A 25,297-nucleotide genomic window follows, 5' to 3' on the forward strand; every position below is an offset into this window, starting at 1 on the left:
TCCTGTTCTGGTTGACTTACTTTGCGTTGCTGACGTTGATGAAGGGGATCGCGCCGCCCGCCACGTTGGGCAGCTTGCCGTCCCACTTTTCGATGGCCTGGCGCTGGTTCTCCATCTCGCGCAGGCGGATCAGTTCCGGCGTCACCTGCTGGCGCTGCACGGCCAGCGATTCCGCCTCGGCCTTGGCCTGGGCCACGCGCTGGCGGGCCTCGACCTCGATGCGCTGCAGGTCGCGCTCCGCCTTCAGCTTGAGCTGCTCGGCCGTGGTCTTCGCTTCGATCGCCTCGTTGAACGAACGCGAGAAATTGAAGTTCACGATCGAGAACTCGTCGACCATGATGCCGTGCCGCGCCAGGCGTTCGCGCAGCTGGGTCACGATCTGGTCGCGCACGTCGGTGCGCTTGGCGATCAGCTCCTCGGCGGTGAAGCGCGCGGTGACGGCCTTCACGGCTTCCTGCACCGAAGGGATGATGATGCGCGTGCCGGGCTCGTTGCCGAGGTCGCGGAACACGGTCACCGCCGCCTCCGGCCTGACGTGGTAGTTCAGGGCCACGCGGGTATGCACGGTCTGCAGGTCGCGCGAGGCGGCGTCGCCGTCGCCCTCGCCCTTCTGGATCGAGACGTTGACCAGGTTGAGCTTCTGCGCCAGCGGAATGCGGAAGTGGATGCCCTCGCTCAGCACCTCGCTGCTCGGACTGCCGAACGTGGTCATCACGCCGCGGTGGCCGGCGGGCACGGTGCCGAAGGGCGCCAGCGCCACCACCAGGACGACTGCGATGCCGATGGCGAGGGCCTTGAATGGCAAGCTGTTCATGTCGATGTCCTTTCCGATGTGTCACGAACGATGTGTTGATGAACTACCAAGGAAGTGTATAGTGACAGCAACAATAAAGACACCAGGAAATTCAGATGTGGGCCTGACACCGGTACTCGAACTGCTCAACGCCATTCCGCGCGACCTCATCCTCCCGCCCGCCAATCTATTTTTGCTGATCCTCATCGGCTTGGGCATCTGGCGCCGCTGGCCGCGCGCCGGACGCCTCATTGCCGGCACGGGCCTGGCCTTGCTCGCCTTCCTGTCCAGTAACGCCGGCGCCAGCTTCTTCGTTGCGCCGCTGGAACGGATGACGGCGCCGCTGCAGGCGCCCGAGCGGGCCGGTGCGCAGGCGATCGTCGTGCTTGCCGCCGGCAGGCTGCAGGATGCCCCCGAATACGGCGGCCGCGACATTCCGGACTACGTCGCCCTGGCGCGCCTGCGCTACGCGGCGCACCTGCAGCGCCGCACCGGGCTGCCGGTCCTGGTCAGCGGCGGCAATGGCAGCAGCGGCCTCGCCCCCGCCGCCGCCGCCGAGGAATACGCCAAGGCCGATGCGATGGCAACGGCCCTGCGCGAGGACTTCGGCGTGCCGGTCAGGTGGATCGAGCCGCGCTCGCGCGACACCGCCGAGAACGCGGCCTACAGCGCCGTCCTGCTGCATGCCGACGGCATCCGGCGCATCCTGCTGGTGACCGATGCAATGCACATGCCGCGCGCCCGCAGCGCCTTCGAGCACGCAGGCATGGAGGTGATCAGCGCGCCGACCATGTTCTTCGGCAGGGAGGCGCAGTCGCTCAGCGCCTGGCTGCCCAGCGCCGAGGGCATGCGCCGGTCCTGGTATGCGATCTACGAATTGCTCGGCATCGCCTGGTACAGGATGCGATACGCCGGCCAGCTTCCAACGCCGGGTGTGGGTGACCAATAAAGTCGCCATGCAATTGGATTAAATTTCCAACGAGGCGCATGCCATTCCCTAAAAGATGCACTATATCTCTACCCTGGTTCAAAACGATCCCTGTGTTGCATCGAGGAATTCTATTGGCTTTTTTCTTGTTCCCTGCTACGCGCCGTCGCTCCCGCCGTGCTGCATCGAATGAGAAACATCGGCAAGGAAGCGGAGAGCGCATTTGAAAAGAGCAACATATTTCCAACGCGTATTCCTCAGCAACCAGCGTGTCGCGCGACTCAGCTTTCCAGTGTTCCTCTGCGCCATCGCGATCATCGCGTACGTCGTCTACACGACGGGCGGGATCAAGTTCGTATTCTCGCACTCCATGTATTTGCCCATCCTCCTGTCAGGGTTCATCTACGGGCTCTGGGGTGGACTTGTCGTGGCGATCATCGGCGGCCTTGTGCTCGGCCCATACATGCCGATTGATTCCGCCACGGGCGAAATGCAGGAAACCTTGAACTGGATCTACCGGACGGTGTTTTTCGCCTTGGTCGGCGTGTTAAGCGGGGTGGCAAGCGATAGCGTGCGTGCCCAGGTCCGGAAACTGGAATGGGACTCCCTTCACGATCCCAAGAGCGGACTGCGTAACCGCGCCGCCCTGGTCGCGGATCTGCAGCACATGGATCCGTTTTCCCATCCCCGCAAACCCTTTGTGCTTGCCGTCGTCTCCATCGATAACATCGCCGACCTGAGGACGGCTTTCGGCGTGGACGTGGTGGACGCCATCGTGGAGCAGCTGGCGCTGAGGATCCGGTCCACGTTCAAGGAAGGGGTGGAAATTTACCGCTCCAGCATCGAGCGCATCAGCGTGCTTGCCATGCCCGGCGCGGCAGGGGAAGCTGACCGCTTCCTTGAGGATCTCGAAAAGCTGCTCCAGTCCCCGTTGCAGATCGGCCAGGTGCCCGTGCATGCGGACGCCAGCATCGGATACGTGCGGGGGCCGCTGCCGCCCGATACCTCGCAAGGTCTGGACACGCTCATCCTCGAGGCGGAGGCAGCGGCGCTGGCCGCGCACCGCGGTGCCCAGCACAGCGTGCACTACGACGCCGGGTTCATGATCACCGTAAAGGAGAACCTGTCGCTGCTAAGCGACCTGCGGCTGGCCATGGAGGACGGCGACCTCACGCTCCGGTACCAGCCCAAGGTGGCAATCCGCTCCGGCCAACTGTGCGGCGTCGAGGCATTGATCCGGTGGTGGCATCCTCAACGTGGCTGGGTCTCGCCGAACGTCTTCATCCCTTGCACCGAGCAGAGCACACTGATCCAGGCAATCGTCGAGTTCACGCTGAGGCGCTCGCTGGAGCAGGCCAGGAGATGGCGTGAGCAGGGAGAGTCGATCCCGGTGGCCGTGAATGTCTCCCCCAGGAATCTCACCTACCGTGGTTTCGTCGACAAGGTGTTCAGCCTTCTCGACTTCCATGGGGTCGACGGCGAACTGCTCGAGCTGGAAATCACGGAGGGCGCACTGATGACGGACATGGAGCGGGTGGTCATCGAACTCAACCGACTGGCGCAACGGCGCGTGCGCATTACGATCGACGATTTCGGCACGGGCTACTCTTCGCTGCAGTATCTGCATCGCCTGCCGATCTCGCACATCAAGATCGACCAGTCGTTCGTGCGGCGCGCGCTTACCGAAGAAAGCGCTTCGCACATCGTCGAAGCGGCAGTCACCCTCGCACACCGGATGGGGATTACGACGGTCGGAGAGGGCGTGGAGGATCGGGCCACGTACGCAGCGCTCGACGGCATGGGGTGCGACATTGTCCAGGGGTACTTCGTCGGCCATCCACTTACCGAGGACGAGTTTGCGCACTGGCGCGACCGTCACAAGCACGGATTCACGGTCACCTGAACGTCAAACCTCGTCGTTCGCCCGCCCGAGACTGCTGCGCAGCCAGTCGCGCCCGCGCGCATCCAGCGCCTTGTCGATGACTTCGGCCGGCAGGCTGTATACCGTGGCCCAGGTGGCGCGACCGTCCGCCGCGTTCGAGGGAAAGCTGGTGGTCTCGATCGGCCAGTGGTATTTGCGTTTCAGGGAGCGGACGATGGCGGCCAGGGTCACGCGCCCGCGCAGGGGTTCGGCGCCGGCCTGCTCGGCGTTCGACAGCAGGATCGCGAGGACCAGGCCGCGCGCCGTGCGGGGGCCAGGGAAGATGGGGGATTTTTTCGGCATGGCGGCCTAGCGCGGACAAAGCCGGCCGCGCAGCGCCAGCATGCCGTCGAAGGCCGCGCAGGCCCCGGCGCAGGCTTCCTCGATCTCTTCCGGCGTGCGCACATGCTCGCGCAGCGCCAGCATGAAGGCGCGCCAGCGCGGACCGGGACCGGCATCGATGCCCTTCAGGTAGCGCAGCGGATGCGGCGCCAGGCGTTCGTGCAGGCGCTGGTAGAGCACTGCGCCGCCCAGCTGCGAGCCTTCGATCACATAGCACACGCCCCAGCGCCAGGCCGGGCTGGCGTCGGGCGGCCAGACCGCATCGGCCGATGACGCCGGCGCGAGGACGGGCGGCATGCCCTGCTCGTCCAGGTCGCGCTCGATCAGCGCCAGCCTGCTGGCCTGGTCGAAACGGGGGTCGTCGGCAAAGCCGGCCAGCCAGTCCTGCAGCGGCGCCAGCCAGGCGCGCAGCATCGCCAGGTGGCCGGCGTAATCGTCGAGGGAGGCGTCGGGCGCGCCGATGGGCAGGCCGCTGTCGAGTTCCTCGTGGCGGCTGGCCGTGGCCGAGCGCAATGCCGCGAGCGCATCCGGCGCGCGTACGGACTCTGGGTGCTGTGTCATGAAAATCAGTCCGTGGTGGGTTCCGGATACTCGACGCCGAGGATTTCGAGCTCGTCCGTGCCTTGCGGCGTCTGCAGGGTGACGACGTCGCCTTCGCGCGCCTTGGTCAGGGCGCGCGCGACCGGCGAGACCCAGCTGATCCGCCCTTTCAGCGGATCGAGCTCGTCGATGCCGACGATGGTGACGGTGTGCTCCTCGCCCGCCTTGTTCATGTAGGTGACGGTGGCGCCGAAGAAGACCTGGTCGTTGCCGTGGTGGACCGAGGGATCGACTACGAAGGCCGAGTCCAGGCGCTTGGTAAGGAAGCGGATGCGGCGGTCGATCTCGCGCAGGCGGCGCTTGCCGTAGATATAGTCGCCGTTCTCCGAGCGGTCGCCGTTCGAGGCGGCCCAGTGCACCACGCGCACGACTTCCGGCCGGTCGACGTCGATCAGCTGCAGCAGCTCGTCCTTGATGGCCTTGTGTCCGGCCGGGGTGATGTAGTTCTTCGAGCCGGCCGGGATCGCCTGGGCCAGCGCAAGGGCTTCATCATCGTCGTCGTTATCGGACTCTTTTACAAATGCCTTATTCATAAGTCTTATTGTAGCCGTAAGCGCACAAATGTGATGCATACGCGGCACGGCTGCGGCGGGCATGCCGCTCTTTTCCCGTATCATTCGGGCATGACACGAGCCATGACGAATGCGCGCACCCGGCTGTTCGCGCCGCTGGTGCACCTGGCCGCCATGTTCCTGCTGCTCGAGGAGTGGTGCTGGGACGTGGGGGCGCGGCTGGGCGCCCGCCTGGCGCGCTGGCCGCTGCTGGCGGCGCTGGAGGGCCGCGTGCGCCTGCTGCCGCCCTGGGGAGCGCTGTGCCTGTTCGTGCTGCCCGGGCTGCTGCTGTTGCCGGTCAAGCTGCTGGCCCTGCTGGCGATCGCGCACGGCCATGCCATCTCCGGCATCGCCACCATCGTGATCGCCAAGCTGGGCGGTGCGGCAGTGGTCGCGCGGCTGTACGCGCTGACCCTGCCGACCCTGCTGGCGGTGGGCTGGTTCGCGCGCTGCCATGGCTGGTTCATGGCATTGAAAAACCGCTGGGTCGGACGGCTGCGCGCCAGCCCGGCCTTTGTACAGGCCGGACGCCGGCTGCGGGCCGCGCGGCGCGCGCTGCGGCGCTGGCGCTACCGGCGCGGCGTGCGCGCGCGAAGCCGCCACGCCAGCCGCGTGTCGCGGGTGCTGCGCCGCTTCGTGGTCCAATGGCGCGCACGGCGCCGCTGACGGAACCCTATCATGAACGATGACCTGACACCTTCTCCCGTCCCCGCCCTGGCTCCGGAAATGCAGGCGGCGGCCACCGAGATCTACCTGATCGACGCCGCGACCCTGCTGCTGGTCGACGCCAACCAGGCCGCGCGCCAGAACCTCGGCTACGAGCTGGCGCGCCTGAGCGCCATGACACCACTCGACCTCGCCCCCGAGCTCGATGCGGCCGGGCTGCACGCCCTGCTGGCTTCGCTGGGACAGGAGATCGGCGCCCAGGTCAGCCTGTGCACCCGCTTCCTGCGCGCGGACGGCAGCCGCTATCCGATCAAGCTGTGCTTCCTGCGCATCGTGCGCGACAGCCGCGAACTGTTCCTGGCGATCGGCGACGACCAGTCGCTCGCCCAGGCCGCCAGCGCCGCGCTGCAGCAGTACCAGGCGCGCTTCAACGCCGTAGTCGACCATACGCCGGGCCTGGTCTACCAGTTCGTGCTGAACCCGGACGGCAGCACGGCCTTCCCCTACCTGAGCGAAGGCTGCTCCGCCCTGCTGGGACTGTCGGTGAGCGAGCTGCAGCAGGATCCGGAACGCTTCCCGCAGCTGATCCTGCCGGAAGACCGCAAGAGCTACCAGGAGGCGATGCTGGCCTCGAAGGCCGGCGCCAGCGCCTGGAACTGGGAAGGCCGGATCCGCATTAATGCCACCTGGAACGACGTCAAGTGGATCAACCTGCGCGCCTCCCCTTCGCCGCTTGGCGGCGGCGGGATGCAGTGGGACGGCATCATGACCAACATCACGGCCAGCAAGCTGGAGCAGGAAGAAATCCGGCGTTCGCGCGCCCGCCTGGCCGAGCTGACCGAGCACAGCGCACAGGTCAAGGAGCAGGAGCGCACCCGCATCGCGCGCGAGATCCACGACGACCTCGGCGGCAACCTCACGGCGATCAAGATGGCGCTGGCCATGCTGGCGGCGCGCCTCCCGCCCGATCCGGCCCTGCAGGAAAAGGCGGATTACCTGGACAGCCTGGTCGACCGCAGCATCGAGGCCGTGCACCGGATCTCGCTCGACCTGCGGCCGTCGACGCTGGACCTGGGCATCGTCGCCGCGCTCGAATGGCAGGCGCGCGAGTTCGAGAAGCAGATGGGCATCCCCTGCGTCTTCCGCGCCGACGGCACGGACATCGAGGGCGAACTCGACCCGGACCATGCCAGCGCCCTGTTCCGCATTTTCCAGGAAACGCTGACGAATATCGCCAAGCATGCCGGCGCGACCCGGGTGACGGTCACGCTGCGCCGCCAGCGCCAGCACCTGACCCTCGCCATCTGCGATAATGGCCGCGGCATCACCCCGGCCGACCGTCTCAAGCCGCAATCCTTCGGGCTGCGCGGCATGAGCGAGCGCGCCCGTGCGCTGGGCGGCACCCTGACCTTGTCGGCGGCGCCCGGAGGCGGCACGATGGTGGTCGTCAAGATCAGGCTGGCCGCAAGGTCGGCAGCGGCCAGGCAACCCGAATCCACCCAAGCATGACAGAAAAAGCCAGCATTCGCGTTTTTATTGCCGACGACCACGCCATCGTGCGCGCAGGCCTGAAACAGATCCTCGCCGAGGAACGCGACATCAGTGTCGTGGGCGAGGCCGAGACGGGCCTGGACGCCGTCAAGCTGTTCCGCAAGTCGCGCTGCAACGTGCTCCTGCTCGACATCTCCCTGCCCGACCGTAACGGCATCGAAGTGCTCAAGCAGATCAAGGACGACAAGCCGGAGCTGGCCGTGCTGATGCTGTCGATGCACCGCGAAGACCAGTACGCGATCCGCTCGCTGAAGGCCGGCGCGTCCGGCTACCTGACCAAGCAGAGCGCGCCGCGCGAGCTGGTCAATGCGATCCGCCAGGTCGCCGGCGGCCAGCGCTACGTGAGCGCCCAGCTGGCCCAGGTGCTGGCGGCCCAGCTCGGCGAAGACCACGACAAGCCGGTCCACGACACCCTGTCGGACCGCGAATACCAGACCCTGACCATGATCGCATCCGGCAAGACGGTCAGCGAAATCGCCAGGGAACTCTCGCTGTCGGTCAAGACGGTCAGCGAGTACCGATCCCGCCTGTTGTCGAAGATGAAGCTCAAGACCAGCGCCGAACTCACCCACTACGCGATCCGCAACCAATTGATCGATTAAAAAAAACCGCCTGCGGACAGGCGGTTTTGCGTGGCTGGCCAGACGGCGCCGATTACCAGCCGATGTCCTTCAGCAGTTCGAGGGTCAGGTCGATTGGCGCCGTCACCGAGTGCGTCAGGTCGGCATTGATGGCCGGCTCCATCAGCAGGTTGCGCGAGGCCGCGGTGTTGTAGTGCGACACCGACGAACCCGGCTCGTACACGCCCGGCGTGTACATCGTGACGCGGCGCTGTGCGTCGGCGCCCGCGAGCAGGGTCTTGGACAGCTCGAACTTGCCGACGGTGCCGTTCAGATTACCGTTCGGCTTGGTCAGGCTGGCGGCGATCATGGCGCCGTCGGCCTGCGTCACACGCAGGGCCGGAATCGTGATGCTCGGATCCGCGCCGCCCATGCCGGCCACCGGGCCCGGTGCATTGTCGGCCACGATCACGCCGATCGCGCCGGCGTCCTGGGCGTTCTTGACCTTGACCGCGAAGCCGCAGGCGCCGCGGCTGACCAGCGCGATGTTACGGCGGACCGCCGCGGCATTCGCCGCATTGAACGGCGTGCAGGCCGAACCCGGGCTGTCAGCCTGCAGGGCGACCTGGACGACCTGGCCGGTGAGCGGCGACTTGTCCAGCTTCGGGCCGAAATCGGCCGTGCCGACCGCGTACAGGTCGCCGGCCGGCGAGTTGGCGCCGACACCGACGATGCGCAGCTGCGGCACGGCGGAGAGCACCGCCGGCACGGCCGCGGTCACGCGCGGACCGGTCCAGGACAGGCCCGCCGGCTTGAGCGCGGATGCGGCGCGCTCGGCGTCCGTCATGTTGACCCACAGCTTGTTGGTCGTGTTGTCGAGCAGGTTATGGTCCCACACCGATGGATAGCCGGCGAACTGGGCGCCGGTCTGGCCGTTCGTAAAGGTCTGGAATCCCAGGCCGTGACCCATTTCGTGCAGCAGGGTCGCGACGAAGTCGACGTTGTTGCCTTCGTTGGCATCCAGGCCGAAGTAGAACGAGGTGCCCGTCAGGCAGCCCGCCTTGCCCAGTTCGGAATTGAAGCGGGCATTGATCTGCGGGCCGGGCTGATCCGAAATCTCGCTGCCGTACAGCTTGTTGGCCAGGGCGTAGGAATAGATGGTGCCGGCTTTCGGCGCGCCGGGGAAGTCGGCAAACACCTGGGTAGCGCCGGCGCTGCCGAGTACGGCGCCGGTGGCGGTGCAGGCCAGCGGCGTGAACTGCGCATTGATGACGATCGGCACCGAACTGCTCAGGGTCGCGCCCCAGATATTGGCGGCATACGTGAACGCGATCAGGCGCTGCTGGCCCAGCGTGGTGCCGGTATTGCCGCCAACCGGGTTGGCCGGAGTCGGGTCATTGAAACCGACGCCAGGGGCGTTCACGTTGTTGATCACGATCTTCGCAGTTGCCTGGGCCGCGCCGGCGGCGCCGCATGCGAGGGCCAGGGCCACCGCCGCTTGGGTCAGGCTTGGCTTATTCGACTTCATGCTGGTGCTCCTCGGAATGCGTGGTCACAGGCTTGCTCAGGGCGGTCTCGGCGGCAGTCTTGCCCTGGAAGCAATCGGCTTCGAGCTTGCCGCCGGCGTCGCGGCGCACGACCGAATAGGACACCGACTCTTCATCGACGTAAGCGGCGGCGATGCCATTCTGCTGCAGGCGCACGACGCCGGCGGCCGGCGCGCCGGCGGCCTTGCGCGCGGCTTTCTGGGCGGCGCGATCGGCGGCGCGCAGGTCGTTCAGCTGTTTTGCTTCGGCGGCGGTGGCGTTGCGGATCTTGCCGGTGGCCGGGTCCTTGTGGACGGTCTGGCCAGCCTGGCCATCCTGTCCGGCGGCGAACGCCGAGCCGGTCAGCGCGAGCGCCGCGATGGCGACCACGCTGCGCAGTGTGAATGCAGGGATATGCATGTGTTTGTCTCCGGTATTTGCTTTGATAAATACATTACTGTTCAGTCCGCTCTTGCGTCGGCTGAGGGCAAATATAGCTTCGGAGATAATGAAACCTCGAAAATGTTGTTAAAAATTTTCTATCGTTATTCATGCTATTTGCATATATTGTTTGGTTTCTACTCTCAAGAAATTGAACGCCGGGCTGTCTTGCCTCCGTTGTTTTCCTGTCGAGGCTTGGCTAGGGCCCGCCAATACCGTCTGCATAACTGAGGTGGTTTTCGACGTTTTTTCGAGTGATCGAAATAGAAAAACAGGATTACGATGGAAGAATAAATATTCCAAGTAGCAACGTCCGACATGTCCAGCCCCACCCAGAACCCGGCCGAGATCGCCCGGGAAGCCTTCCGCCGCCTGGCGGCGCGGCGCATTGCGCCCACGCCCGATGCCTACCGCGACATCTATAACGAGATCGCGGGCGCGGTCGCGCCCGCGGCGCCGGCCGCGCCGGCCGGCGCCTCCGATCAGGGCGCGGAAAAGGTGCTGTCCGGCTTCGCCTACCGCCTCGCCGACACGCCGGGCGAGCTGGCCGAGATCGGCACGCGCCTGAACCGCGCGGTCAAGCAGCGCGACTGGGACGGCTATGCGCGCATGCTGTCGCAGCTGGCCGAGAAGCACCTGCGCCGCCATACGCATCCGGTGATGGCGCTGGGCCTCGAGGACGCCGACGCGAAGCAGCTGCGCGACCTGCTCAGCCGCACGCTCACCTTCGCGGTCGCGGCCCTGCTGCCGTCCGGCTCGCCGCTGGCCGGCGAAGCCGAATCGCTGGGCACGGCCGTCAGGAGCGCGCACGGCGAAGCGGCCCTGCAGGAGATCGGCGCGCGCTTGAAGGAGTTGTGCTTCCAGATCGAACTGAAGAGCGGCGACAGCGCCGAGCAGCAGGAGTTGCTGCTGCGCCTGTTCAAGCTGCTGCTGGAGAACGTCAGCGAACTGCTGGACGACGACAACTGGATGCGCGGCCAGATCGCCGCCGTGCAGGACCTGATCGGCGGCCCGCTCGACGCGCGCGCGCTGGAAGACGCCACGCGCAGCTTGAAGGACGTCATCTATAAACAGGGCCAGCTGAAGCACGGGATTGCCGACGTCAAGCTGACCATGAAGAACATGATGATGACCTTCATCGACCGGCTCGGCTCGGTGGCCGCCTCGACCGGCAACTACCAGGAAAAGATCGGCGGCTTCTCGGAGCGCATCCGCGGCGCCGCCAACATCGAAGAACTCAATCTGGTGCTGGAAGAGGTGCTGCGCGAAACCCGCGCGGTGCAGGCCGAGGCGCTGGCCTCGCGCGACAGGATGATCGCCGCGCACAACGAAGTGCAGGAAGCGGAAGCGCGCATCCGCGACCTGGAAGCGAAGCTGCAGCACATGAGCGAGCTGGTGCGCGAAGACCAGCTGACCGGCAGCCTGAACCGACGCGGCCTGGACGACGTGTTCGAACGCGAAAGCGCGCGCGCCGACCGGCGCGGCACGCCGCTGTGCGTCGCCCTGCTCGACCTCGACAATTTCAAGAAGCTCAACGACACCTACGGCCACCTGGCCGGCGACCGCGCCCTGCGCCACCTGGTGAAGGTGGTGAAGGACACGCTGCGCTCGATGGATGTGATCGCCCGGTTCGGCGGCGAGGAATTCCTGATCCTGCTGCCGGAAACGGACGTCGAAGCCGCCAGCGCGGCGATGGTGCGGGTGCAACGCGAATTGACCAAGCACTTTTTCTTGCACGACAACGAGAAGATGCTGATCACCTTCTCCTGCGGCGTGGCGCTGCGCCGCCCGCACGAAGACCAGGCTTCGCTGATGATGCGCGCGGACCAGGCCATGTACAGGGCCAAGACCAGCGGCAAGAACCGGGTGGTAAGCGCCGACTAGACGGCGGCCAGGCCCCGGTAACGGGCGGCCTGCGCGCTGTCGCCCAAGCCTTCGTACAGCACGGCCAGGTTATGTGCCGCCAGGTGGCTGCCGCGCCCGTGCACCGATCCGTCGAGTTCGGGCTGGTCGCCAATCTCGAGGCAGCGCAGGAAGCTCGCCTCGACCATCGGCAGCAATTCGTCTGCCGCCGCCGGGTTGTGCACGGTCCAGTCCAGCAACAGGTCGCCCAGGGCGAAATAGTAATCAGGCGAATGCTGCCAGTAGGCCATTTCGCTGTCGGCCAGTTCGATCGCCTCCTCGTGCAGCTGGGCTTTTTTCAAGGTAAATATGGCGCGCACCACCAATTCATGGCGGAACGCGGCGTCCCGCGCCGACAGCGCCAGCGCCTGGCGGTAGGCCGGCGCCGCCTGCGCGAATTCGCCCGCCACCTCGTGGTTCTTGCCGAGCTGGTACAGGAGGTAGGCATCCTGCGGGTTGTCTTCGAGCGCGCGCGCCAGCAATGCCTGGTTGCGGCCGTGCTTGCGCGCCAGCGCTTCCGGACGGTACCCGTCGTGGCGCACCGCCAGCGGCAGGCGCCGCCGCGGCAGCATCGAGACCGGCTGTTCATGGATGCGCCCGATGTAGCGCACGTCGCGCGGCAGCAAGCGTGGGATCCACGAGGTGGCCAGTTCGATCCTGCCGTGCAGTTCGAACTCGCTGCTCACGGGCAGCAGGCCGACCACCGGCCCGCCCGCCAGCACCGCCGCTAGCGCCTCCCGGTCGACCGATTCCAGCCACTCGTCCGCATCCAGCACGAGGTTCCAGGCCGAGGACGCCAGGCCCAGCGCGGCATTGCGCGCTGCCGCGAAGTCATCGCACCATGCGAAGTCGTGCACCTGGGCGCCGTGGCTTCGCGCGATCTCCACGGTGGCGTCGCTCGAGCCTGTATCGAGCACCACGATCTCGTCGACGATCCCGCGTGCCGACGCCAAGCAACGCCCGAGCTTGGCGGCCTCGTCGCGCACGATCATTACCAGTGCCAGTTGTTTCATTCCAATCTCCTCATGCAACGATGGCTCATCCGGCGATTATACCGAGGAGCATTCCTCTAGAAATATTGTAATCATTAAAATTTAATGTCACTTTTGCCATTTTTTTGGAAATAAATAAAAATATTTTCGTTCTCGGTATCAACTTTTCCCGAGGTCTACCGTTACCAGCAACAACAGCGGTTTGATTGCTCCAGAACACAGGGGCAGACCAAAGTGAACAGCGGCAGGTTGCCCACCCCTACAAGCAAGTTTGGAGAAACAAATGTCCAACGTCATCAATACCAATATTTCCTCGCTCAACGCACAGCGCAACCTGTCGACCTCGCAGTCCTCGCTGGCGACCTCGCTGCAGCGCCTGTCGACCGGCCTGCGCATCAACAGCGCCAAGGACGACGCCGCCGGCCAGGCGATCGCGACCCGCATGAGCGCGCAGATCAGCGGCATGCAGCAAGCCAGCCGCAATGCCAATGACGGTATTTCGATGTCGCAGACGGCCGAAGGCGCGATGGGTTCGGTGAACGACATCCTGCTGCGCATGCGCGACCTGGCGGTCCAGTCCTCGAACGGCACCAACAGCACCGACGACCGCAAGACCATCCAGAACGAAGTCGACCAGCTGTACCAGGAAATCGACCGTATTTCCGGCAGCACCGAATTCAACGGCATCAAGCTGCTCGACGGCTCGGCCAAGAGCAACAGTTTCCAGGTGGGCGCCAACGCCGGCCAGACCATCTCGTTCGGCATCAAGGAAGTCTCGACCAAGGCAATGTCGCTGAACAGCACCAGCGCGCTGGGCGACCTGAACAGCGGCCGTGTTCAAACCGGCGCAGCAAATGGCGCCACGACTGGTGACTTGGTCATCAACGGCAAAGAGGTGACGTTCGCCGCCGCCAAGGCCGATGATTCGGTCCAGGAATACAAAAATGCGATCAATGCGAGCTCGGGCTCCACTGGCGTGACCGCTTCGGCCTACAACGTCGTCAAGGGCACCGCGGGTGCCAGCGGCGTGACGAGCGGCCTGCAGATTACCGTCGACGGCGCCGACGGCAGCCCCGGCACCGCGGTAACGATCGACAACTCGTCCGGCATGTCGGACCTGGTCGACAAGATCAACAAGCAGGTCGGCGGCGTGACCGCGTCGATCGGCAAGGATGGCGGCCTGGTGCTGTCCAACGACACCGGCGCCAAGATCACCATCGGTGCCGACACTGCCAACGGCGGCAGCGTGACGGGTTCCGGCCTGACCGCGGGCGGCAACGAAGGCTACCTGTCGCTGACCAGCGGCAATGGCGATCCGATCACGCTGAGCACCAAGGACGGCGTTGCCGCCACCGCGCTGAACAAGTTCGGCTTTAACGCGAGCAGCGGTTCGAGCCAGGTGTCGACCACCGGCCAGATCTCTGCATCGTCGGCCACCGCCACCGCTGCCAGCACTGCCCTGAACACTACCCAGGGTGCAGTGCTCGCCACCGACGACATTAAGGTCAACGGCGTGGCGATCGGCACCAGCGGCGCCAGCGCCGGCGAAAAGGCAGCGGCCATCAACGCCCAGCACGACAAGACCGGCGTCACCGCGACCGCCAGCACCACCGCCTACCTGACGATGGACTTCACGACCGGCGGCAACATCACCATCAACGGCGCATCGGTTACCGTCAACACGACCGACGACACCGCTGCCGTCGTCAAGTCGATCAACGACGCAGGCATCTCGGGCATCACCGCATCGACCGACAGCACCACCGGCAAGCTGAAGCTGACCTCGGCTTCGGGCAGCGACATCGTGCTGGGCGCCGACGCCGCCATCGTCACCGACGTCAGCAGCGACCCCAAGTCCACCGGCACCAACGCGGTCAACGCCAGCGAATTCGTTGCCGTGCGCGGCGAACTGAAGCTGTCGGGCGACAACGGCGCCGCAGTCCGCGTCGAAGGCGATGCCACCAGCGTCGCCAAGCTCGGCCTGGTCGCCCAGGGCGGCAACGACGAATCCGTCGGCGGCAAGCTGGACATCACCACCCAGGCAAATGCCCAGTCGGCCATTACCCGCATCGACAAGGCTATCTCCTACGTTGCCGAGCAGCGTTCGAACATGGGCGCCGTGCAGAACCGCCTGAACACGACGATCTCGAACCTGGCGACCACGACCGAGAACACCACTTCGGCCCGTAGCCGGATCCAGGACGCCGACTTCGCAACGGAAACGGCCAACATGACCCGCGGCCAGATCCTGCAGCAGGCCGGCACCGCGATGCTGGCCCAGGCCAACTCGCTGCCGAACGGCGTGCTGTCCCTGCTGCGCGGTTAATCCGCCAGTAGGCGCCTGAAACGCAACGCCCGGCCGCTTCCCTGCGGCCGGGCTTTTTCATTACAGGAAGCGATATGGAAATCCGACCACTTGCGCACAGTCCCCAAACGACCGTCGGCAGCATCGAACGCGACCTCCCGGCCACAGCGCAAACGCCCGCGACTGCCGCGCTCGACCCGTCCGGGCGCAGTGCTAGTCCCGACACCAAGGATGCCGGCCTGTCCCAGGCCATCGACCGCATCAACAAATCGCTATCCGATGCCAACCAGGGCATCGAATTCTCGGTTGACCCGGACAGCGAGCGCGTCATCGTCAAGGTCGTCGACCGCGAGACCAAGGAGGTATTGCGCCAGATGCCGAGCCAGGAAGCGCTCGACATCGCCAAGGCACTGGACCGCAGCCAGGGCCTGCTGATCAAGCTCAAGGCGTAATCCGCAGCCTCGCGGCGGCGCTCTTGGAAATTGGCCGGTAAAACCCCCTCTGCACGACAATTTGATCGGCCCGGTCGCACGGTATATTGCTCACTCGTTGGAGGAGATTTATGACAACCATCAGTTCCGCTGGCATCGGGTCCGGCCTGGACGTAGACGGCCTCGTCACTCAGTTGATGGCGGTCGAGCGCCAGCCGCTGACCCAGATCGACAAGAAGGAGGCCAGTTACCAGGCCAAGCTGTCGTCGTTCGGCACGCTCAAGTCCGCCCTGGCCGACTTCCAGACCGCGGCCAAGGCGATCAGCACGCCGGCCCAGATGTCGCCGATGAAGACCAGCGTGGCCGACAGCACCGTCATGGGCGCCACCGCCGGCGGCGGCGCCGTGGCGGGCAACTACAACATCGAGGTCAAGAGTCTGGCCCAGGCACAAAAGCTGATCTCTTCCACGGCTTATACCGCCACCACCAGCACAGTCGGCAGCGGCACGATCTCGATTGCCCTGGGCAGCTACGCCAGCGACGGCACGTTCACGCCCGATGCGTCCAAAACCGCCAAGACCATCACGATCGACGCCACCAACAATACCCTTGCCGGCGTGCGCGACGCGATCAATGCAGGAGATGCCGGCGTCACGGCCAGCATCATCAACGACGGCACGAACAATTATCTGTCGCTAAGCTCGAAGACGACCGGCAAGAGCAGCGCGATGCAGCTCACCGTCACGCCGCCCGCCAACCAGGATCCGGCGGCGCCTTCGCTGTCTTCGCTGGCCTTCGACGGGTCCCCCGCCAGCGGCATGAAACAGACCGTGGCGGCGAGCGATGCCGTGATCGTGGTCGATTCGATCGAGATCACCAAGCCGACCAATACCATCACCGACGCCATCCAGGGCGTCACGCTCAATCTCAGCCATACGACCGCGGCCGGCGTCACCACCGCGCTCTCGCTCGACCGCGACACCGCGTCGGTGCGCACCGGGATCGAAAACTTCGTCTCGGCGTATAACAAGCTCAGCAAGGCAATGAGCGACGCCACCGCTTTCGACACCTCGACCGGCACCGCCGCTCCCTTGAACGGCGACAGCACCGTACGCTCGATCCAGACCCAACTGCGTGGCATCCTAGGCAGTGTCATCAGCGGTGCCGCCCGCGGTTCGTCGACCCTGCCGGACATCGGCATTACCTCGCAGCGCGACGGCACGCTGGCGATCGATTCAAGCAAGCTGAGCGCCGCGCTGGCAGACCCCAACCGGGACATGACCGCGCTGTTCGCCAGCCGTGGGACCAACAAAGGCTTCGGCGCGCAGATCGACGCGGCGGTCGGCCGTATCCTGAGCCCGGTCGGTACGCTGCCGAGCCACACGAACACGTTCAACTCCTCGATCAAGGATCTCGAGAAGCAGCGTACGGCGCTGAATACGCGCCTGGCTGCCACCGAGGCGCGCTACCGCGCACAGTTTTCCGCGCTGGACACCATGATGGCCAATATGTCCTCCACCAGCACGTACCTGACGCAACAACTGGCTAGCCTGGCGAAGCAGAGCTAGCCTTTATCGACAACAAAAGGATATTGATATGTTTGGATCAATGCGCACTGGCGCCAACGCATATGCCAACGTTGGGCTCGAAACCGGAATCGCCGCTGCTTCGTCGCACAAGCTGATCGTCATGTTGTATGACGGCGCGCTGGTTGCGCTGCTCGCCGCGAAAACCAATATCGCCGCACGCAACATCGCGGCCAAGGGCAGTGCGATTTCGAAAGCGATCGCGATCATCGACAACGGCCTGCGCGCGTCGCTCGACAAGGAATCCGGCGGCGAGATCGCCGCCAACCTCGATGCGCTGTACGAGTACATGAGCCGTCGCCTGCTGCATGCCAACCTCGAGAGCGATGTGCCGGCTATCGACGAAGTGCACCGCCTGCTGTCGGACCTGCGCGAGGCCTGGGTTTCAATCGACGACAAGGTCAACCAATCGGCTGCCCTCGCCGCGACGCCCTCGTCCACCTTGAAAGCTGCTACCCTGGTAAGTGCTTGAATAATGATGACCGGACAAGACATCGTATCGGTCTATGAGGCAATGGTCGGCATCACCGACCAGATGCTGGCGGCCGCTACCGAGAACGACTGGGACCGCGTGGTCCAGCTCGAGCAGCAGTGCAATGCCTGCGTGCGCCAGCTGAAGGCCAGTGGCGACGGCCAGCCACTGGCCGCCCCGGAGCGCGTGCGCAAGGCGGACGCAATCCGCAGGATGCTCGCCAGCGACCGCAAGATCCGCGACCTCACCCAGCCGTGGATGGCCAAGCTGTCGGCCCTGATGAACAACAACGCGACCGAACGCCGCCTCGCGCGCGCCTACGGCATCTAAGTAGTCAATGCTGCCGCGCGACCCCTTGTCGCTGACTCCGGTCGCGCGCGCCGGCGCCGTCCTTCCGGTTGCCGATCCGCGCCAGCAGGCCTTCCAGCGCGCCCTCGCCGGCCAGCTCGGCCAGTCCATGCAGGCCGAGGTGCTGTCAAAGCTCCCGGACGGCAGCTTCGTGGTGCGGGTGGCCGACATGGCGGCCCGCATGCCGCTGCCGAACGGCGTCCAGGCCGGCGCCCAGGTGCCGATGACCCTGGTCGCGCTGCATCCCCGCCCCACCTTCGCGCTCGCCACCGCCCAGGGTGGGCAGGCGTTCGCCGAAGCCGGGCCGGCGCTGGCGGAAGCCGCCGGCGCCCAGGGCGCGCCGCTCGCCTTCCTGGAAGGCAGGGAAGCGGCCGCGCTGACGCGCGCCAGCGCCCTGCTCGCCAAAACCCAGGCCCTGCCCACGCCCGCGGCCACGCCCGGCGACGCCGGCGCTTCGCTCAGCAAGACCGGCAAGGCGCTGGGCGACGTGATCGCCGCCGCCCTCGCCAGCGAGACCCGCCAGACCGCCGCGCTCGGCCGCACGCCGCTGCTGGGCGCGCCGGGCGCCGGCGCCGCGCAGATCGCCGCCGCCCTGCAGGAAGGGATGGAGAAAAGCGGCCTGTTCTACGAATCCCATGTGGCCGAATGGGCGCAAGGGACGCGTGCGCAGGCGGAGCTGGCGGCCGAGCCGCAGGCGCGCGGCATGGCGCCGCCGAGCGATCCCGCCACCGCCCAGCTGATCAACCTGCAGCTGAACGCCCACGAACAGGCACGCGTCGCCTGGCAGGGCCAGCTGTGGCCGGGCCAGGAACTGCGCTGGGAGATCGAACGCGAGCGCGACGCGCCGGACGGCCATGCCGGCGGTCACGGCGACAGCGAAGATGGCCAGGGCAACTGGCAGAGCAGGTTGACGCTCCGTTTCGGCAGTCTGGGCGAAGTGGCGGCGAAGGTCGTTCTGTCCGGCGGCCAGCTGCACATCCGCCTGGACGCACCGGCATCGGCGCGCGCCCTGCTGGAGGCCGGCAGCGGCCGCCTGGCCGATGCGCTGGACGCCGCCGGCACGCCGCTGGGCACGCTGGCGATCCACGACCTGACGGACCGCGATGAGCAAGGAAAATAACACCCGCCGCCAGCATGCGGTGGCGCTGGCCTATGGCGCCGGCGACGCCGCGCCGAAGGTCGTGGCCAAGGGCCAGGGCCTGGTGGCCGAGCAGATCATCGAACGCGCGCGCGGCGCCGGCGTGTTCGTGCACGAATCGAAGGAGCTGGTGTCGCTGCTGATGGAAGTCGACCTCGACCGGCAAATTCCACCGGCCCTCTATCGCGCCATTGCCGAACTGTTAGCATGGCTTTATTATATTGAGTCAGCGCAAGCCGCCGGCCAGGCTTCCCCCCCGCCTCCGGACACGACGCGACTCCTGCAACCAGAAGAATCACCGGTTGGAACAGATGCAAGCAATCACTGATGCCGAACTTGAAGCCTGGCACGACTACGAAGTCGAGTCGCGCCGGGAAATCGTCGCGCTGCTGCGCCAGATCTCCGAAAAGAACCAGCTCGTCCGCGTGCTGATCCGGGGCGAGGCCGACGTCTGCGTCACCTCGATCCTCGACGTCGATCCGGACAGCAACACCATGATCCTCGACCGCCCGGTCAGCCGCGAGCAGATCCAGCGCATCGTTGCCGCCGGTACGGTGCGCTGCGAGACCTCGCTCGACAAGATCCGCATCCTGTTCGGCGCCGACGGCCTGAGCGAGATCAACTACGACGGCGGCACCGCGGTGCGCGCGAATATCCCCGCCAGCCTGATCCGCCTGCAAAGGCGCGAGTACTACCGGATGGCGACCCCCGTCAGCAATCCGGTGCGCGTGACCATTCCCCTGCCGGCCGAGTTCGGCGGCAAGCTGGAAGCCTTTCCGCTGGCCGACATCAGCTGCGGCGGCATCGCAATCCTCGACAACAAGCAGGTGCTCGGCACGACCATCGGCCAGACCTACGTCGGCTGCCGCCTCGATCTGCCGGAGATCGGCCCGGTCATGACCTCGCTGCAGATCCGCAATTCGCTGGACATGACCCTGCTGAACAACAAGACCAACCGCCGCCTCGGCTGCCAGTTCATCGACATCTCGCGCGGCAACCTGGCGGCCGTGCAGCGCTACATCACCAAACTCGAGCGCGAACGTAACGCGCGCCTGGCCGGCCTGGTTTAAAACAAACCGGGGTCAGACTCCCGATTTTGGAAATATGCTTTGGGCAATTTCCAAAAATCGGAGTCTAACCCCGTTCTGAAAATCGGAGTCTGACCCCGTTCTGATTCCTCACCCCGGTGTACAGCAGCGCTCGCTGCTAATGCGCCAGGCCGGCGACTTCGGCATCGCTCAAGGCCCGGTTATAGATGCGCAGTTCGTCCATCGAGCCCTTGTACGGGGTGTCCCACCAGTTCACGCCGAGCGCAAACACGCCGCTGACCGTCGTAAAGACGTCCGGGAAATTGCCCCCGTTAAAGCGCCGGACGCCGTTGACGTAGACATTCACCGCGCCGTTGTTGACGCTGAAAGCCAGGTGTGACCACTGGCCGGTCGGGACATTCATGCCCAGGCCGGCGTCGTACCAGGCCGTGCCCGACCACAGCATGGTCGCGCCGTTGACGAAGTCGTGCCCTTTCGGCAGGAGGCTGACCCAGGCGTCTGGCGTGCGCGCGCCGAAGAAGGTGGGCGTGTAGGCCGTGAGCTGGGCCGGCTTGACCCACAGGGAAACCGTGTAGCTGTTGGTCGAGATCAGGCCGTTCGGCAAACGCACGCCGGTGGCGCCATCGAAGACGGCCGCGTTGCCGCGCAGGCCGGGCTCGTAGCCGAGGTTGCCGCCCGCCGCATCGATCCGGTTGCCGACGACGGCGCCGGCGCCGAAGCTGCCGTTCGAATCATTGAGGTTGCCGTCGAAGGCGTAGTACGCGACCAGGCCGCCGAGCCTGGTCACCGTGACCTGGAAGCTCTTCGTGAGTGTCAGGGCGCCTTTGCTGATCCTGGCCGTGAGCGTCACCGTCACGCTGCCGCTCGCCGGCGTGGTGACGATGCCGGTATTGCTCACCACCGCCGGATTCGAGGACGTCCAGGCGATCACCGTGCCGCGCGATCCGGCCGTGGGCAGCGGAATGTTGCCGGTCACAGCACTGGTGTTGCCCAGCGTGAGTTCGTTATAGACGGCGGTCAGCACCTGCATATCGGTACGCGGGACCAGCCGGCTGCCGAACACGGCGATGCCTTCGCGCGACAGCGCCGAGAAGCTCGTCACATAGCTCTTCGAGGTTTCATCCCACTGGCGGAGGAATAAGCCTTTATAGGTCGAGGCGCCGGGAATATCGATTTCGACCTGGTTGCTGCCGACCAGCGCCCATCTGCCCGTCACCGCGCCGCTCACCGTGCCGTTCGCATTCAGCGTGATGAGCCGGGATTTCTTGATGCTGGCCGAGATATCCTTGCCGTGATTGACATACATGTAATCGCCCATCACGGCTTCGCGATGTACCGTGGCCAGCGTTTCATTGGTGTTGCGATAAGGCGCAACGACCGGCCAGCCGTCGGCATTCATGAACATCTGGTGTACGCGGATTTCATGCTGTTCGCCGCGTTCCGGAAAACGCGTATGGAAAATCAGGAAGTGCTTGCCGGTGGCCGGGTCGTAATAGGCCGAATTGTGGCCGGGCGAGACATAACCGGTGCCGATGCCGGTGCCGGGATCGCCGAGCTGGCGCTCGAACAGGAAATTCCCCATCAGTTTCACGCCGTAGGGCGCAATCGAGGCATCGTCGAACAGCGGCTTCGACGGATCGGCCTTCACATTCGCCATATTGTTTCCCTGCGCGTCGACATATGGCCCGTCGGGATTCGTCGAACGCGCCACGCGCATATTGTATCCACCGTTCGCATCCAGGCCACCGAAGGACGTGAACATGTAATAGTAGGCGGTCGCCGGGCTGTACATGACATAGGCGCCCTCGATCCGGCTGTGATTACCGCCGATCAGGCGCTTGCCATAGCCTTGCCCCGGGAATGGCATGCCATTCGCCGGATTCATCTGCATGATGAAGATCCCGCCCGAATAGGAGCCATAGATCATCCACAGTTTGCCGGCATTGTCGAAGAAGACATTCGGGTCGACGGTGTTCGGATGCCTGAGCGCATCGTAGATCGTGCCGTCGTAGCTCGGCTGGCCCCACATCCCGGATTTCAGAATGATGCCCTTGTTGACATAGGGCCCCTCGACATTGTTGGCGACGGCCACACCCAGCGCCGAGACCGGTGAATCGCCCTTGCAGGCGTTGTAGTACATGTAGAACTTACCGTCCGCCAGCTGCCGTACATCGGGCGCCCACAGGGTGGTCGACTGGGCCCACTTGAAGGTCTCCGCCAGTTCGGTGTAGACGTTTGCCGAGCCGTTCAGGAACAGCGGATTGGTGGCGCTGACGCTGCTCGTCATCTGCGTCCAGTTCATCAGGTCCTTCGACCTGGCGGAAGCGAGGTGCGAGCCGAATACATAAAACGTGTCCCCGACCTTGATCACCGATGGATCGTGCACGGACGCATTCTGGAAAGTGATCGGCGTCGTTCCCGCCTGGGCGGCGGCATTGCCGCATACGAAAGAGCAGGCCAATAGGGCGCCCACCCCGAATAAGGACAGGGTTTTTTTCACGGAGTTTCCGATGTAATAATTATTCGATGGATGAATACGGACCGTACTCGGCGATGCGTATCCATCGGGAGAATGCGTGATTTTCCGGAGGCCTGCAACTGCACGCCGATGCATGAAAACGCGCTAAATAGCGGGAAAATGCGCAAATTTCCATTGCGGAAATCGTTGCGATTCCAAAAAAACGATTTTTAATCGATCAATCGAAATTAATGATATTGCAGCACTCCGAACGATAACGTTTTTTCGCATTAAAGCGCTTTTAGCCGGCAAAAACTCATCGCCGTTTACGGGCGACCATGTGTATTTATTTCCACAGCCTACGTTTAAAAAAACGCAAACCGGGGTCAGACTCCCGTTTTTGGAAATGAGCTTTGGGCAATTTCCAAAAACGGGAGTCTGACCCCGGTTTGATTTGGTTTGGGGATTAGGTCGCTTAGACTTGCATGTTCATGATGTCGTGGTAGGCCGAGACCAGCTTGTTCCTCACCTGCACCGTCGCCTGGAAGGTAATGCTGGCTTTCTGCATCGAGATCATGGTGTCGGACAGGCTGACCGAGTCGTCGCCCGCGGCGAAGCGCTTGCCCATGTCGTCGGCCTGGTTCTGGGCCTTGCTGACGTTGTCCAGCTGGGCCTTCAGGGCATCGGAAAAGCTGACCTTCGACGAGGACTCGGCCGCGTCCGCAGCGCCGGCCTTGCCCAGGCCGCCAATCCCGCCGATGCCGCCGGACGCCAGCGCCGAGGCCGCGGAGCCGGCCGAGGGCGTGGCCGGCTTGCTCGCCGCCGCCTTCAGTTGCGCCATCATCGCTTCGATACGGCTGCTGTCGATTCCGCCGATATTCATGTCCGCCTCTTGAGAACAGGTTCATTCAGGCTGTCAGAATATCAGCGCCGCAGCAAGGGTTGGCCTCGAGCAACGCCGTAAACATCCCCCTTTTCGAGGGTTTGAATGTTGCCCCACGGCTTCATAATGGCGTTCAACTACCCCATATCCCCATCCGACCACCACCATGGCAACAGCAGCGGAACCACTCCTCGACGACGACCTCGGCGCCCACGCCGAACCCAAGCCGAAATATTGGGAAACCCCGATGGGCAAGCGCGTCGTGATCGGCGGCGCCATCGCGGCTGCCATGGCCGTCATCGCCGCGATCTGGCTGTGGAGCTCGGCGCCCGACTACAAGGTCCTGTTCTCGAACTTCAGCGACCGCGACGGCGGCGCAATCACCGCGTCGCTCGACCAGATGGGGGTCAAGTACAAGTTTTCCGACGGCGGCACCGCGATCCTGATCCCGGCCGAGCAGGTCCACAACGTGCGCCTGAAGCTGGCCGCCCAGGGCCTGCCGCGCGCCGGCAATGTCGGCTTCGAACTGCTCGAGAACCAGAAGCTGGGCACCTCGCAGTTCGTCGAACAGGTCAACTACCAGCGCTCGCTGGAAGGCGAACTGGCGAATTCGATCCAGTCGGTGTCGGCGGTCGCCTCGGCGCGCGTGCACCTGGCGCTGCCGAAAGCCTCCGTGTTCGTGCGCGAGCAGCAGAAGCCGACCGCCTCGGTCCTGCTCAACCTGCAGCCGGGCCGCGCCCTCGACCAGGCCCAGGTCAGCGCCATCGTGCACCTGGTGGCGTCCTCGGTGCCGGAACTGACCCCGTCCAACGTGACCGTGGTCGACCAGAACGGCACCCTCCTTTCCGACACCAGCGCGAAGAACGGCAAGCAGCTCGACCCGAACCAGCTGAAGTACGTCGAAGCCCTGCAGCAGAACATCGTCAAGCAGGTCGAGTCTATCATCGCGCCCATCGTCGGCCAGAACAATGTGCGCGCCGAGGCCACCGCCGAAGTGGACTTCGCCCAGGTCGACACCGCCGCCGAGATGTACAAGCCGAACTCGCCGCCGGAGCCGCAGGCGATCCGCAGCCAGCAGACCTCGGAGCAGACCGGTCCCGGCAGCCAGAACCCGTCCGGCATCCCGGGCGCACTGTCGAACCAGCCGCCGGGCGTGGCCACGGCGCCGATCGACGGCGCCGCCCCGGCTGGCCAGCAAACCGCGAGCACCGGCCCGACCAGCAAGAACGCCACCACCAATTTCGAAGTCGACAAGACCGTGCGCTTCGAGCAGAAGCCGATGGGCGGCATCAAGCGCCTGACCGTGGGCGTGGTGGTCAACTACCGCCGCTCAATCGATCCGAAGACCGGCAAGGTCGTGATCAAGCCGCTCACCGCTGCCGAAGTTGCGCAGATCAACGAACTGGTCAAGCAGGCGATGGGCTACAGCCAGGCGCGCGGCGACACCCTGAACGTGGCCAACGCCCCCTTCGACGGCATCGACAAGCCGGCCGACCAGGCGCCGGACTGGTGGAAGGACCCGAACAACCTGCCGCTGGCGAAGGACATCGCGAAGTGGGTGTTCATCGCACTGGTGCTGCTGTTCCTTTGGTACCGCATCCTTCGTCCGCTGCTGAAGCCGGTGATGAAGACCTTCGACAAGGCGGTGGAAATGCCGCCGGAGCCGGAACCGGTGGAGCCGGAGCCGGAAGCGGAACCGGACCACGAGGAAATCGCGCGGATCGTCCGCGAAGCGGAAGAACAGAAACAGGTCATCGTCTACAAGAGCAACCTCGAGATGGCCAAGACCCTTGCGCAGAACGACCCGCGCATCGTGGCAAACGTGATCAAGGAATGGCTGGGCGCCGAATAAGA

The 25,297-nt window shown here is 65.0% G+C and carries 24 protein-coding genes; 15 read left to right on the forward strand and 9 right to left on the reverse strand.

Features of this window, described 5'->3' with window-relative positions; translation table 11 throughout:
* Nucleotides 1-16: 16 nt before the first annotated feature.
* Complete coding sequence (locus tag AM586_RS09495; protein ID WP_047823479.1) at nt 17-814, reverse strand: prohibitin family protein; 798 nt, start codon at nt 812-814, stop codon at nt 17-19.
* Nucleotides 815-911: 97 nt separating this feature from the next.
* Between AM586_RS09495 and AM586_RS09500 the strand changes: the two genes are divergently transcribed.
* Together AM586_RS09500 and AM586_RS09505 are read left to right on the forward strand one after the other, a co-directional pair.
* Nucleotides 912-1,742: a YdcF family protein gene (locus AM586_RS09500; RefSeq protein ID WP_229411077.1), complete on the forward strand. Its 831-nt coding sequence runs from the start codon at nt 912-914 to the stop codon at nt 1,740-1,742.
* A 202-nt stretch (nt 1,743-1,944) separates the two neighbouring features.
* Entirely contained in the window at nt 1,945-3,624 is a 1,680-nt protein-coding gene (locus AM586_RS09505) for a bifunctional diguanylate cyclase/phosphodiesterase (protein WP_047823477.1), read from the forward strand.
* A 3-nt stretch (nt 3,625-3,627) separates the two neighbouring features.
* Here AM586_RS09505 and AM586_RS09510 read toward each other — a convergent pair whose 3' ends face one another.
* Genes AM586_RS09510 through greB form a run of 3 tightly spaced genes read right to left on the reverse strand, consistent with a single transcriptional unit; the run spans nt 3,628 to nt 5,117 of the window.
* Nucleotides 3,628-3,945 carry a hypothetical protein gene (locus tag AM586_RS09510; RefSeq protein WP_047823475.1) on the reverse strand — a complete coding sequence of 106 codons (318 nt, stop codon included), beginning with the start codon at nt 3,943-3,945 and terminating at the stop codon, nt 3,628-3,630.
* A 6-nt stretch (nt 3,946-3,951) separates the two neighbouring features.
* On the reverse strand, nt 3,952-4,545 hold the full coding sequence (locus AM586_RS09515; protein WP_047823473.1) for a biliverdin-producing heme oxygenase: 594 nt from the start codon (nt 4,543-4,545) through the stop codon (nt 3,952-3,954).
* Between the two features lie 5 nt (nt 4,546-4,550).
* The gene (gene greB, locus AM586_RS09520; protein WP_047823471.1) at nt 4,551-5,117 is read right to left on the reverse strand and encodes a transcription elongation factor GreB; all 567 of its coding nucleotides are present in this window, start codon (nt 5,115-5,117) and stop codon (nt 4,551-4,553) included.
* Between the two features lie 102 nt (nt 5,118-5,219).
* On the opposite strand from greB, the gene AM586_RS09525 reads away from it, so the two are divergent.
* From AM586_RS09525 to AM586_RS09535, 3 genes are read left to right on the forward strand one after another with little or no spacing between them, the layout of a single operon-like run.
* Nucleotides 5,220-5,801 carry a hypothetical protein gene (locus tag AM586_RS09525; RefSeq protein ID WP_047823469.1) on the forward strand — a complete coding sequence of 194 codons (582 nt, stop codon included), beginning with the start codon at nt 5,220-5,222 and terminating at the stop codon, nt 5,799-5,801.
* A gap of 12 nt (nt 5,802-5,813) precedes the next feature.
* Entirely contained in the window at nt 5,814-7,310 is a 1,497-nt protein-coding gene (locus AM586_RS09530; RefSeq protein ID WP_052233378.1) for a histidine kinase, read from the forward strand.
* On the forward strand, nt 7,307-7,954 hold the full coding sequence (locus tag AM586_RS09535; RefSeq protein ID WP_047823467.1) for a response regulator transcription factor: 648 nt from the start codon (nt 7,307-7,309) through the stop codon (nt 7,952-7,954). The genes AM586_RS09530 and AM586_RS09535 overlap by 4 nt, the downstream gene beginning before the upstream one ends.
* 52 nt (nt 7,955-8,006) lie before the next feature.
* Here the strand turns inward: AM586_RS09535 and AM586_RS09540 are convergent, their stop codons facing one another.
* Together AM586_RS09540 and AM586_RS09545 are read right to left on the reverse strand one after the other, a co-directional pair.
* Complete coding sequence (locus AM586_RS09540) at nt 8,007-9,440, reverse strand: PA domain-containing protein (RefSeq protein WP_047823465.1); 1,434 nt, start codon at nt 9,438-9,440, stop codon at nt 8,007-8,009.
* Complete coding sequence (locus AM586_RS09545) at nt 9,427-9,858, reverse strand: post-PEP-CTERM-1 domain-containing protein (RefSeq protein ID WP_047823463.1); 432 nt, start codon at nt 9,856-9,858, stop codon at nt 9,427-9,429. Before AM586_RS09545 ends, AM586_RS09540 begins: the two co-directional genes overlap by 14 nt.
* A gap of 339 nt (nt 9,859-10,197) precedes the next feature.
* On the opposite strand from AM586_RS09545, the gene AM586_RS09550 reads away from it, so the two are divergent.
* The gene (locus tag AM586_RS09550; RefSeq protein ID WP_047823461.1) at nt 10,198-11,763 is read left to right on the forward strand and encodes a GGDEF domain-containing protein; all 1,566 of its coding nucleotides are present in this window, start codon (nt 10,198-10,200) and stop codon (nt 11,761-11,763) included.
* Here AM586_RS09550 and AM586_RS09555 read toward each other — a convergent pair.
* The gene (locus AM586_RS09555; protein WP_047823457.1) at nt 11,760-12,794 is read right to left on the reverse strand and encodes a glycosyltransferase family 2 protein; all 1,035 of its coding nucleotides are present in this window, start codon (nt 12,792-12,794) and stop codon (nt 11,760-11,762) included. The genes AM586_RS09550 and AM586_RS09555 overlap by 4 nt on opposite strands.
* Before the next feature lie 262 nt (nt 12,795-13,056).
* Between AM586_RS09555 and AM586_RS09560 the strand changes: the two genes are divergently transcribed.
* From AM586_RS09560 to AM586_RS09595, 8 genes are all read left to right on the forward strand, one after another.
* On the forward strand, nt 13,057-15,099 hold the full coding sequence (locus tag AM586_RS09560; RefSeq protein WP_047823456.1) for a flagellin: 2,043 nt from the start codon (nt 13,057-13,059) through the stop codon (nt 15,097-15,099).
* A gap of 74 nt (nt 15,100-15,173) precedes the next feature.
* A complete protein-coding gene (locus AM586_RS09565) occupies nt 15,174-15,530 on the forward strand; it encodes a flagellar protein FlaG (RefSeq protein ID WP_052233377.1) in 357 nt (118 codons plus the stop codon).
* A 110-nt stretch (nt 15,531-15,640) separates the two neighbouring features.
* Entirely contained in the window at nt 15,641-17,077 is a 1,437-nt protein-coding gene (fliD, locus tag AM586_RS09570) for a flagellar filament capping protein FliD (RefSeq protein ID WP_047823454.1), read from the forward strand.
* A gap of 28 nt (nt 17,078-17,105) precedes the next feature.
* Nucleotides 17,106-17,567 (forward strand): flagellar export chaperone FliS, encoded by a 462-nt coding sequence (gene fliS, locus AM586_RS09575; RefSeq protein WP_047823452.1) that lies wholly within the window; start codon nt 17,106-17,108, stop codon nt 17,565-17,567.
* A gap of 3 nt (nt 17,568-17,570) precedes the next feature.
* Complete coding sequence (locus tag AM586_RS09580; RefSeq protein ID WP_047823450.1) at nt 17,571-17,897, forward strand: flagellar protein FliT; 327 nt, start codon at nt 17,571-17,573, stop codon at nt 17,895-17,897.
* Between the two features lie 7 nt (nt 17,898-17,904).
* Nucleotides 17,905-19,035, forward strand: a complete 1,131-nt coding sequence (locus AM586_RS09585) for a flagellar hook-length control protein FliK (RefSeq protein ID WP_047823447.1) — start codon at nt 17,905-17,907, stop codon at nt 19,033-19,035.
* Complete coding sequence (locus AM586_RS09590) at nt 19,019-19,381, forward strand: EscU/YscU/HrcU family type III secretion system export apparatus switch protein (protein ID WP_047823446.1); 363 nt, start codon at nt 19,019-19,021, stop codon at nt 19,379-19,381. The genes AM586_RS09585 and AM586_RS09590 overlap by 17 nt, the downstream gene beginning before the upstream one ends.
* Nucleotides 19,365-20,123: a flagellar brake protein gene (locus AM586_RS09595; protein WP_047823444.1), complete on the forward strand. Its 759-nt coding sequence runs from the start codon at nt 19,365-19,367 to the stop codon at nt 20,121-20,123. Before AM586_RS09590 ends, AM586_RS09595 begins: the two co-directional genes overlap by 17 nt.
* A gap of 136 nt (nt 20,124-20,259) precedes the next feature.
* Here AM586_RS09595 and AM586_RS29170 read toward each other — a convergent pair whose 3' ends face one another.
* A complete protein-coding gene (locus AM586_RS29170) occupies nt 20,260-22,602 on the reverse strand; it encodes a family 43 glycosylhydrolase (protein WP_060567060.1) in 2,343 nt (780 codons plus the stop codon).
* A 433-nt stretch (nt 22,603-23,035) separates the two neighbouring features.
* On the reverse strand, nt 23,036-23,443 hold the full coding sequence (gene fliE, locus AM586_RS09605) for a flagellar hook-basal body complex protein FliE (RefSeq protein ID WP_060567061.1): 408 nt from the start codon (nt 23,441-23,443) through the stop codon (nt 23,036-23,038).
* Nucleotides 23,444-23,609: 166 nt separating this feature from the next.
* Here fliE and fliF point away from each other — a divergent pair, with 166 nt between their 5' ends.
* The gene (gene fliF / locus AM586_RS09610; RefSeq protein WP_060567063.1) at nt 23,610-25,295 is read left to right on the forward strand and encodes a flagellar basal-body MS-ring/collar protein FliF; all 1,686 of its coding nucleotides are present in this window, start codon (nt 23,610-23,612) and stop codon (nt 25,293-25,295) included.
* Nucleotides 25,296-25,297: the final 2 nt, after the last annotated feature.

The organism is Massilia sp. WG5, from assembly GCF_001412595.2.
Taxonomy (GTDB): domain Bacteria; phylum Pseudomonadota; class Gammaproteobacteria; order Burkholderiales; family Burkholderiaceae_D; genus Telluria.

Coding starts and splice junctions, on each gene's coding strand:
- AM586_RS09530 (WP_052233378.1), top strand. CDS start 5,814: ATGAACGATGACCTGACACCTTCTCCCGTCCCCGCCCTGGCTCCGGAA.
- AM586_RS09525 (WP_047823469.1), top strand. CDS start 5,220: ATGACGAATGCGCGCACCCGGCTGTTCGCGCCGCTGGTGCACCTGGCC.
- AM586_RS09565 (WP_052233377.1), top strand. CDS start 15,174: ATGGAAATCCGACCACTTGCGCACAGTCCCCAAACGACCGTCGGCAGC.
- AM586_RS09590 (WP_047823446.1), top strand. CDS start 19,019: ATGAGCAAGGAAAATAACACCCGCCGCCAGCATGCGGTGGCGCTGGCC.
- AM586_RS09550 (WP_047823461.1), top strand. CDS start 10,198: ATGTCCAGCCCCACCCAGAACCCGGCCGAGATCGCCCGGGAAGCCTTC.
- fliF (WP_060567063.1), top strand. CDS start 23,610: ATGGCAACAGCAGCGGAACCACTCCTCGACGACGACCTCGGCGCCCAC.
- fliE (WP_060567061.1), bottom strand. CDS start 23,443: ATGAATATCGGCGGAATCGACAGCAGCCGTATCGAAGCGATGATGGCG.
- AM586_RS09545 (WP_047823463.1), bottom strand. CDS start 9,858: ATGCATATCCCTGCATTCACACTGCGCAGCGTGGTCGCCATCGCGGCG.
- fliD (WP_047823454.1), top strand. CDS start 15,641: ATGACAACCATCAGTTCCGCTGGCATCGGGTCCGGCCTGGACGTAGAC.
- AM586_RS09510 (WP_047823475.1), bottom strand. CDS start 3,945: ATGCCGAAAAAATCCCCCATCTTCCCTGGCCCCCGCACGGCGCGCGGC.
- AM586_RS09580 (WP_047823450.1), top strand. CDS start 17,571: ATGATGACCGGACAAGACATCGTATCGGTCTATGAGGCAATGGTCGGC.
- fliS (WP_047823452.1), top strand. CDS start 17,106: ATGTTTGGATCAATGCGCACTGGCGCCAACGCATATGCCAACGTTGGG.
- AM586_RS09555 (WP_047823457.1), bottom strand. CDS start 12,794: ATGAAACAACTGGCACTGGTAATGATCGTGCGCGACGAGGCCGCCAAG.
- AM586_RS09595 (WP_047823444.1), top strand. CDS start 19,365: ATGCAAGCAATCACTGATGCCGAACTTGAAGCCTGGCACGACTACGAA.
- greB (WP_047823471.1), bottom strand. CDS start 5,117: ATGAATAAGGCATTTGTAAAAGAGTCCGATAACGACGACGATGATGAA.
- AM586_RS09585 (WP_047823447.1), top strand. CDS start 17,905: ATGCTGCCGCGCGACCCCTTGTCGCTGACTCCGGTCGCGCGCGCCGGC.
- AM586_RS09495 (WP_047823479.1), bottom strand. CDS start 814: ATGAACAGCTTGCCATTCAAGGCCCTCGCCATCGGCATCGCAGTCGTC.
- AM586_RS09540 (WP_047823465.1), bottom strand. CDS start 9,440: ATGAAGTCGAATAAGCCAAGCCTGACCCAAGCGGCGGTGGCCCTGGCC.
- AM586_RS09535 (WP_047823467.1), top strand. CDS start 7,307: ATGACAGAAAAAGCCAGCATTCGCGTTTTTATTGCCGACGACCACGCC.
- AM586_RS09515 (WP_047823473.1), bottom strand. CDS start 4,545: ATGACACAGCACCCAGAGTCCGTACGCGCGCCGGATGCGCTCGCGGCA.
- AM586_RS09560 (WP_047823456.1), top strand. CDS start 13,057: ATGTCCAACGTCATCAATACCAATATTTCCTCGCTCAACGCACAGCGC.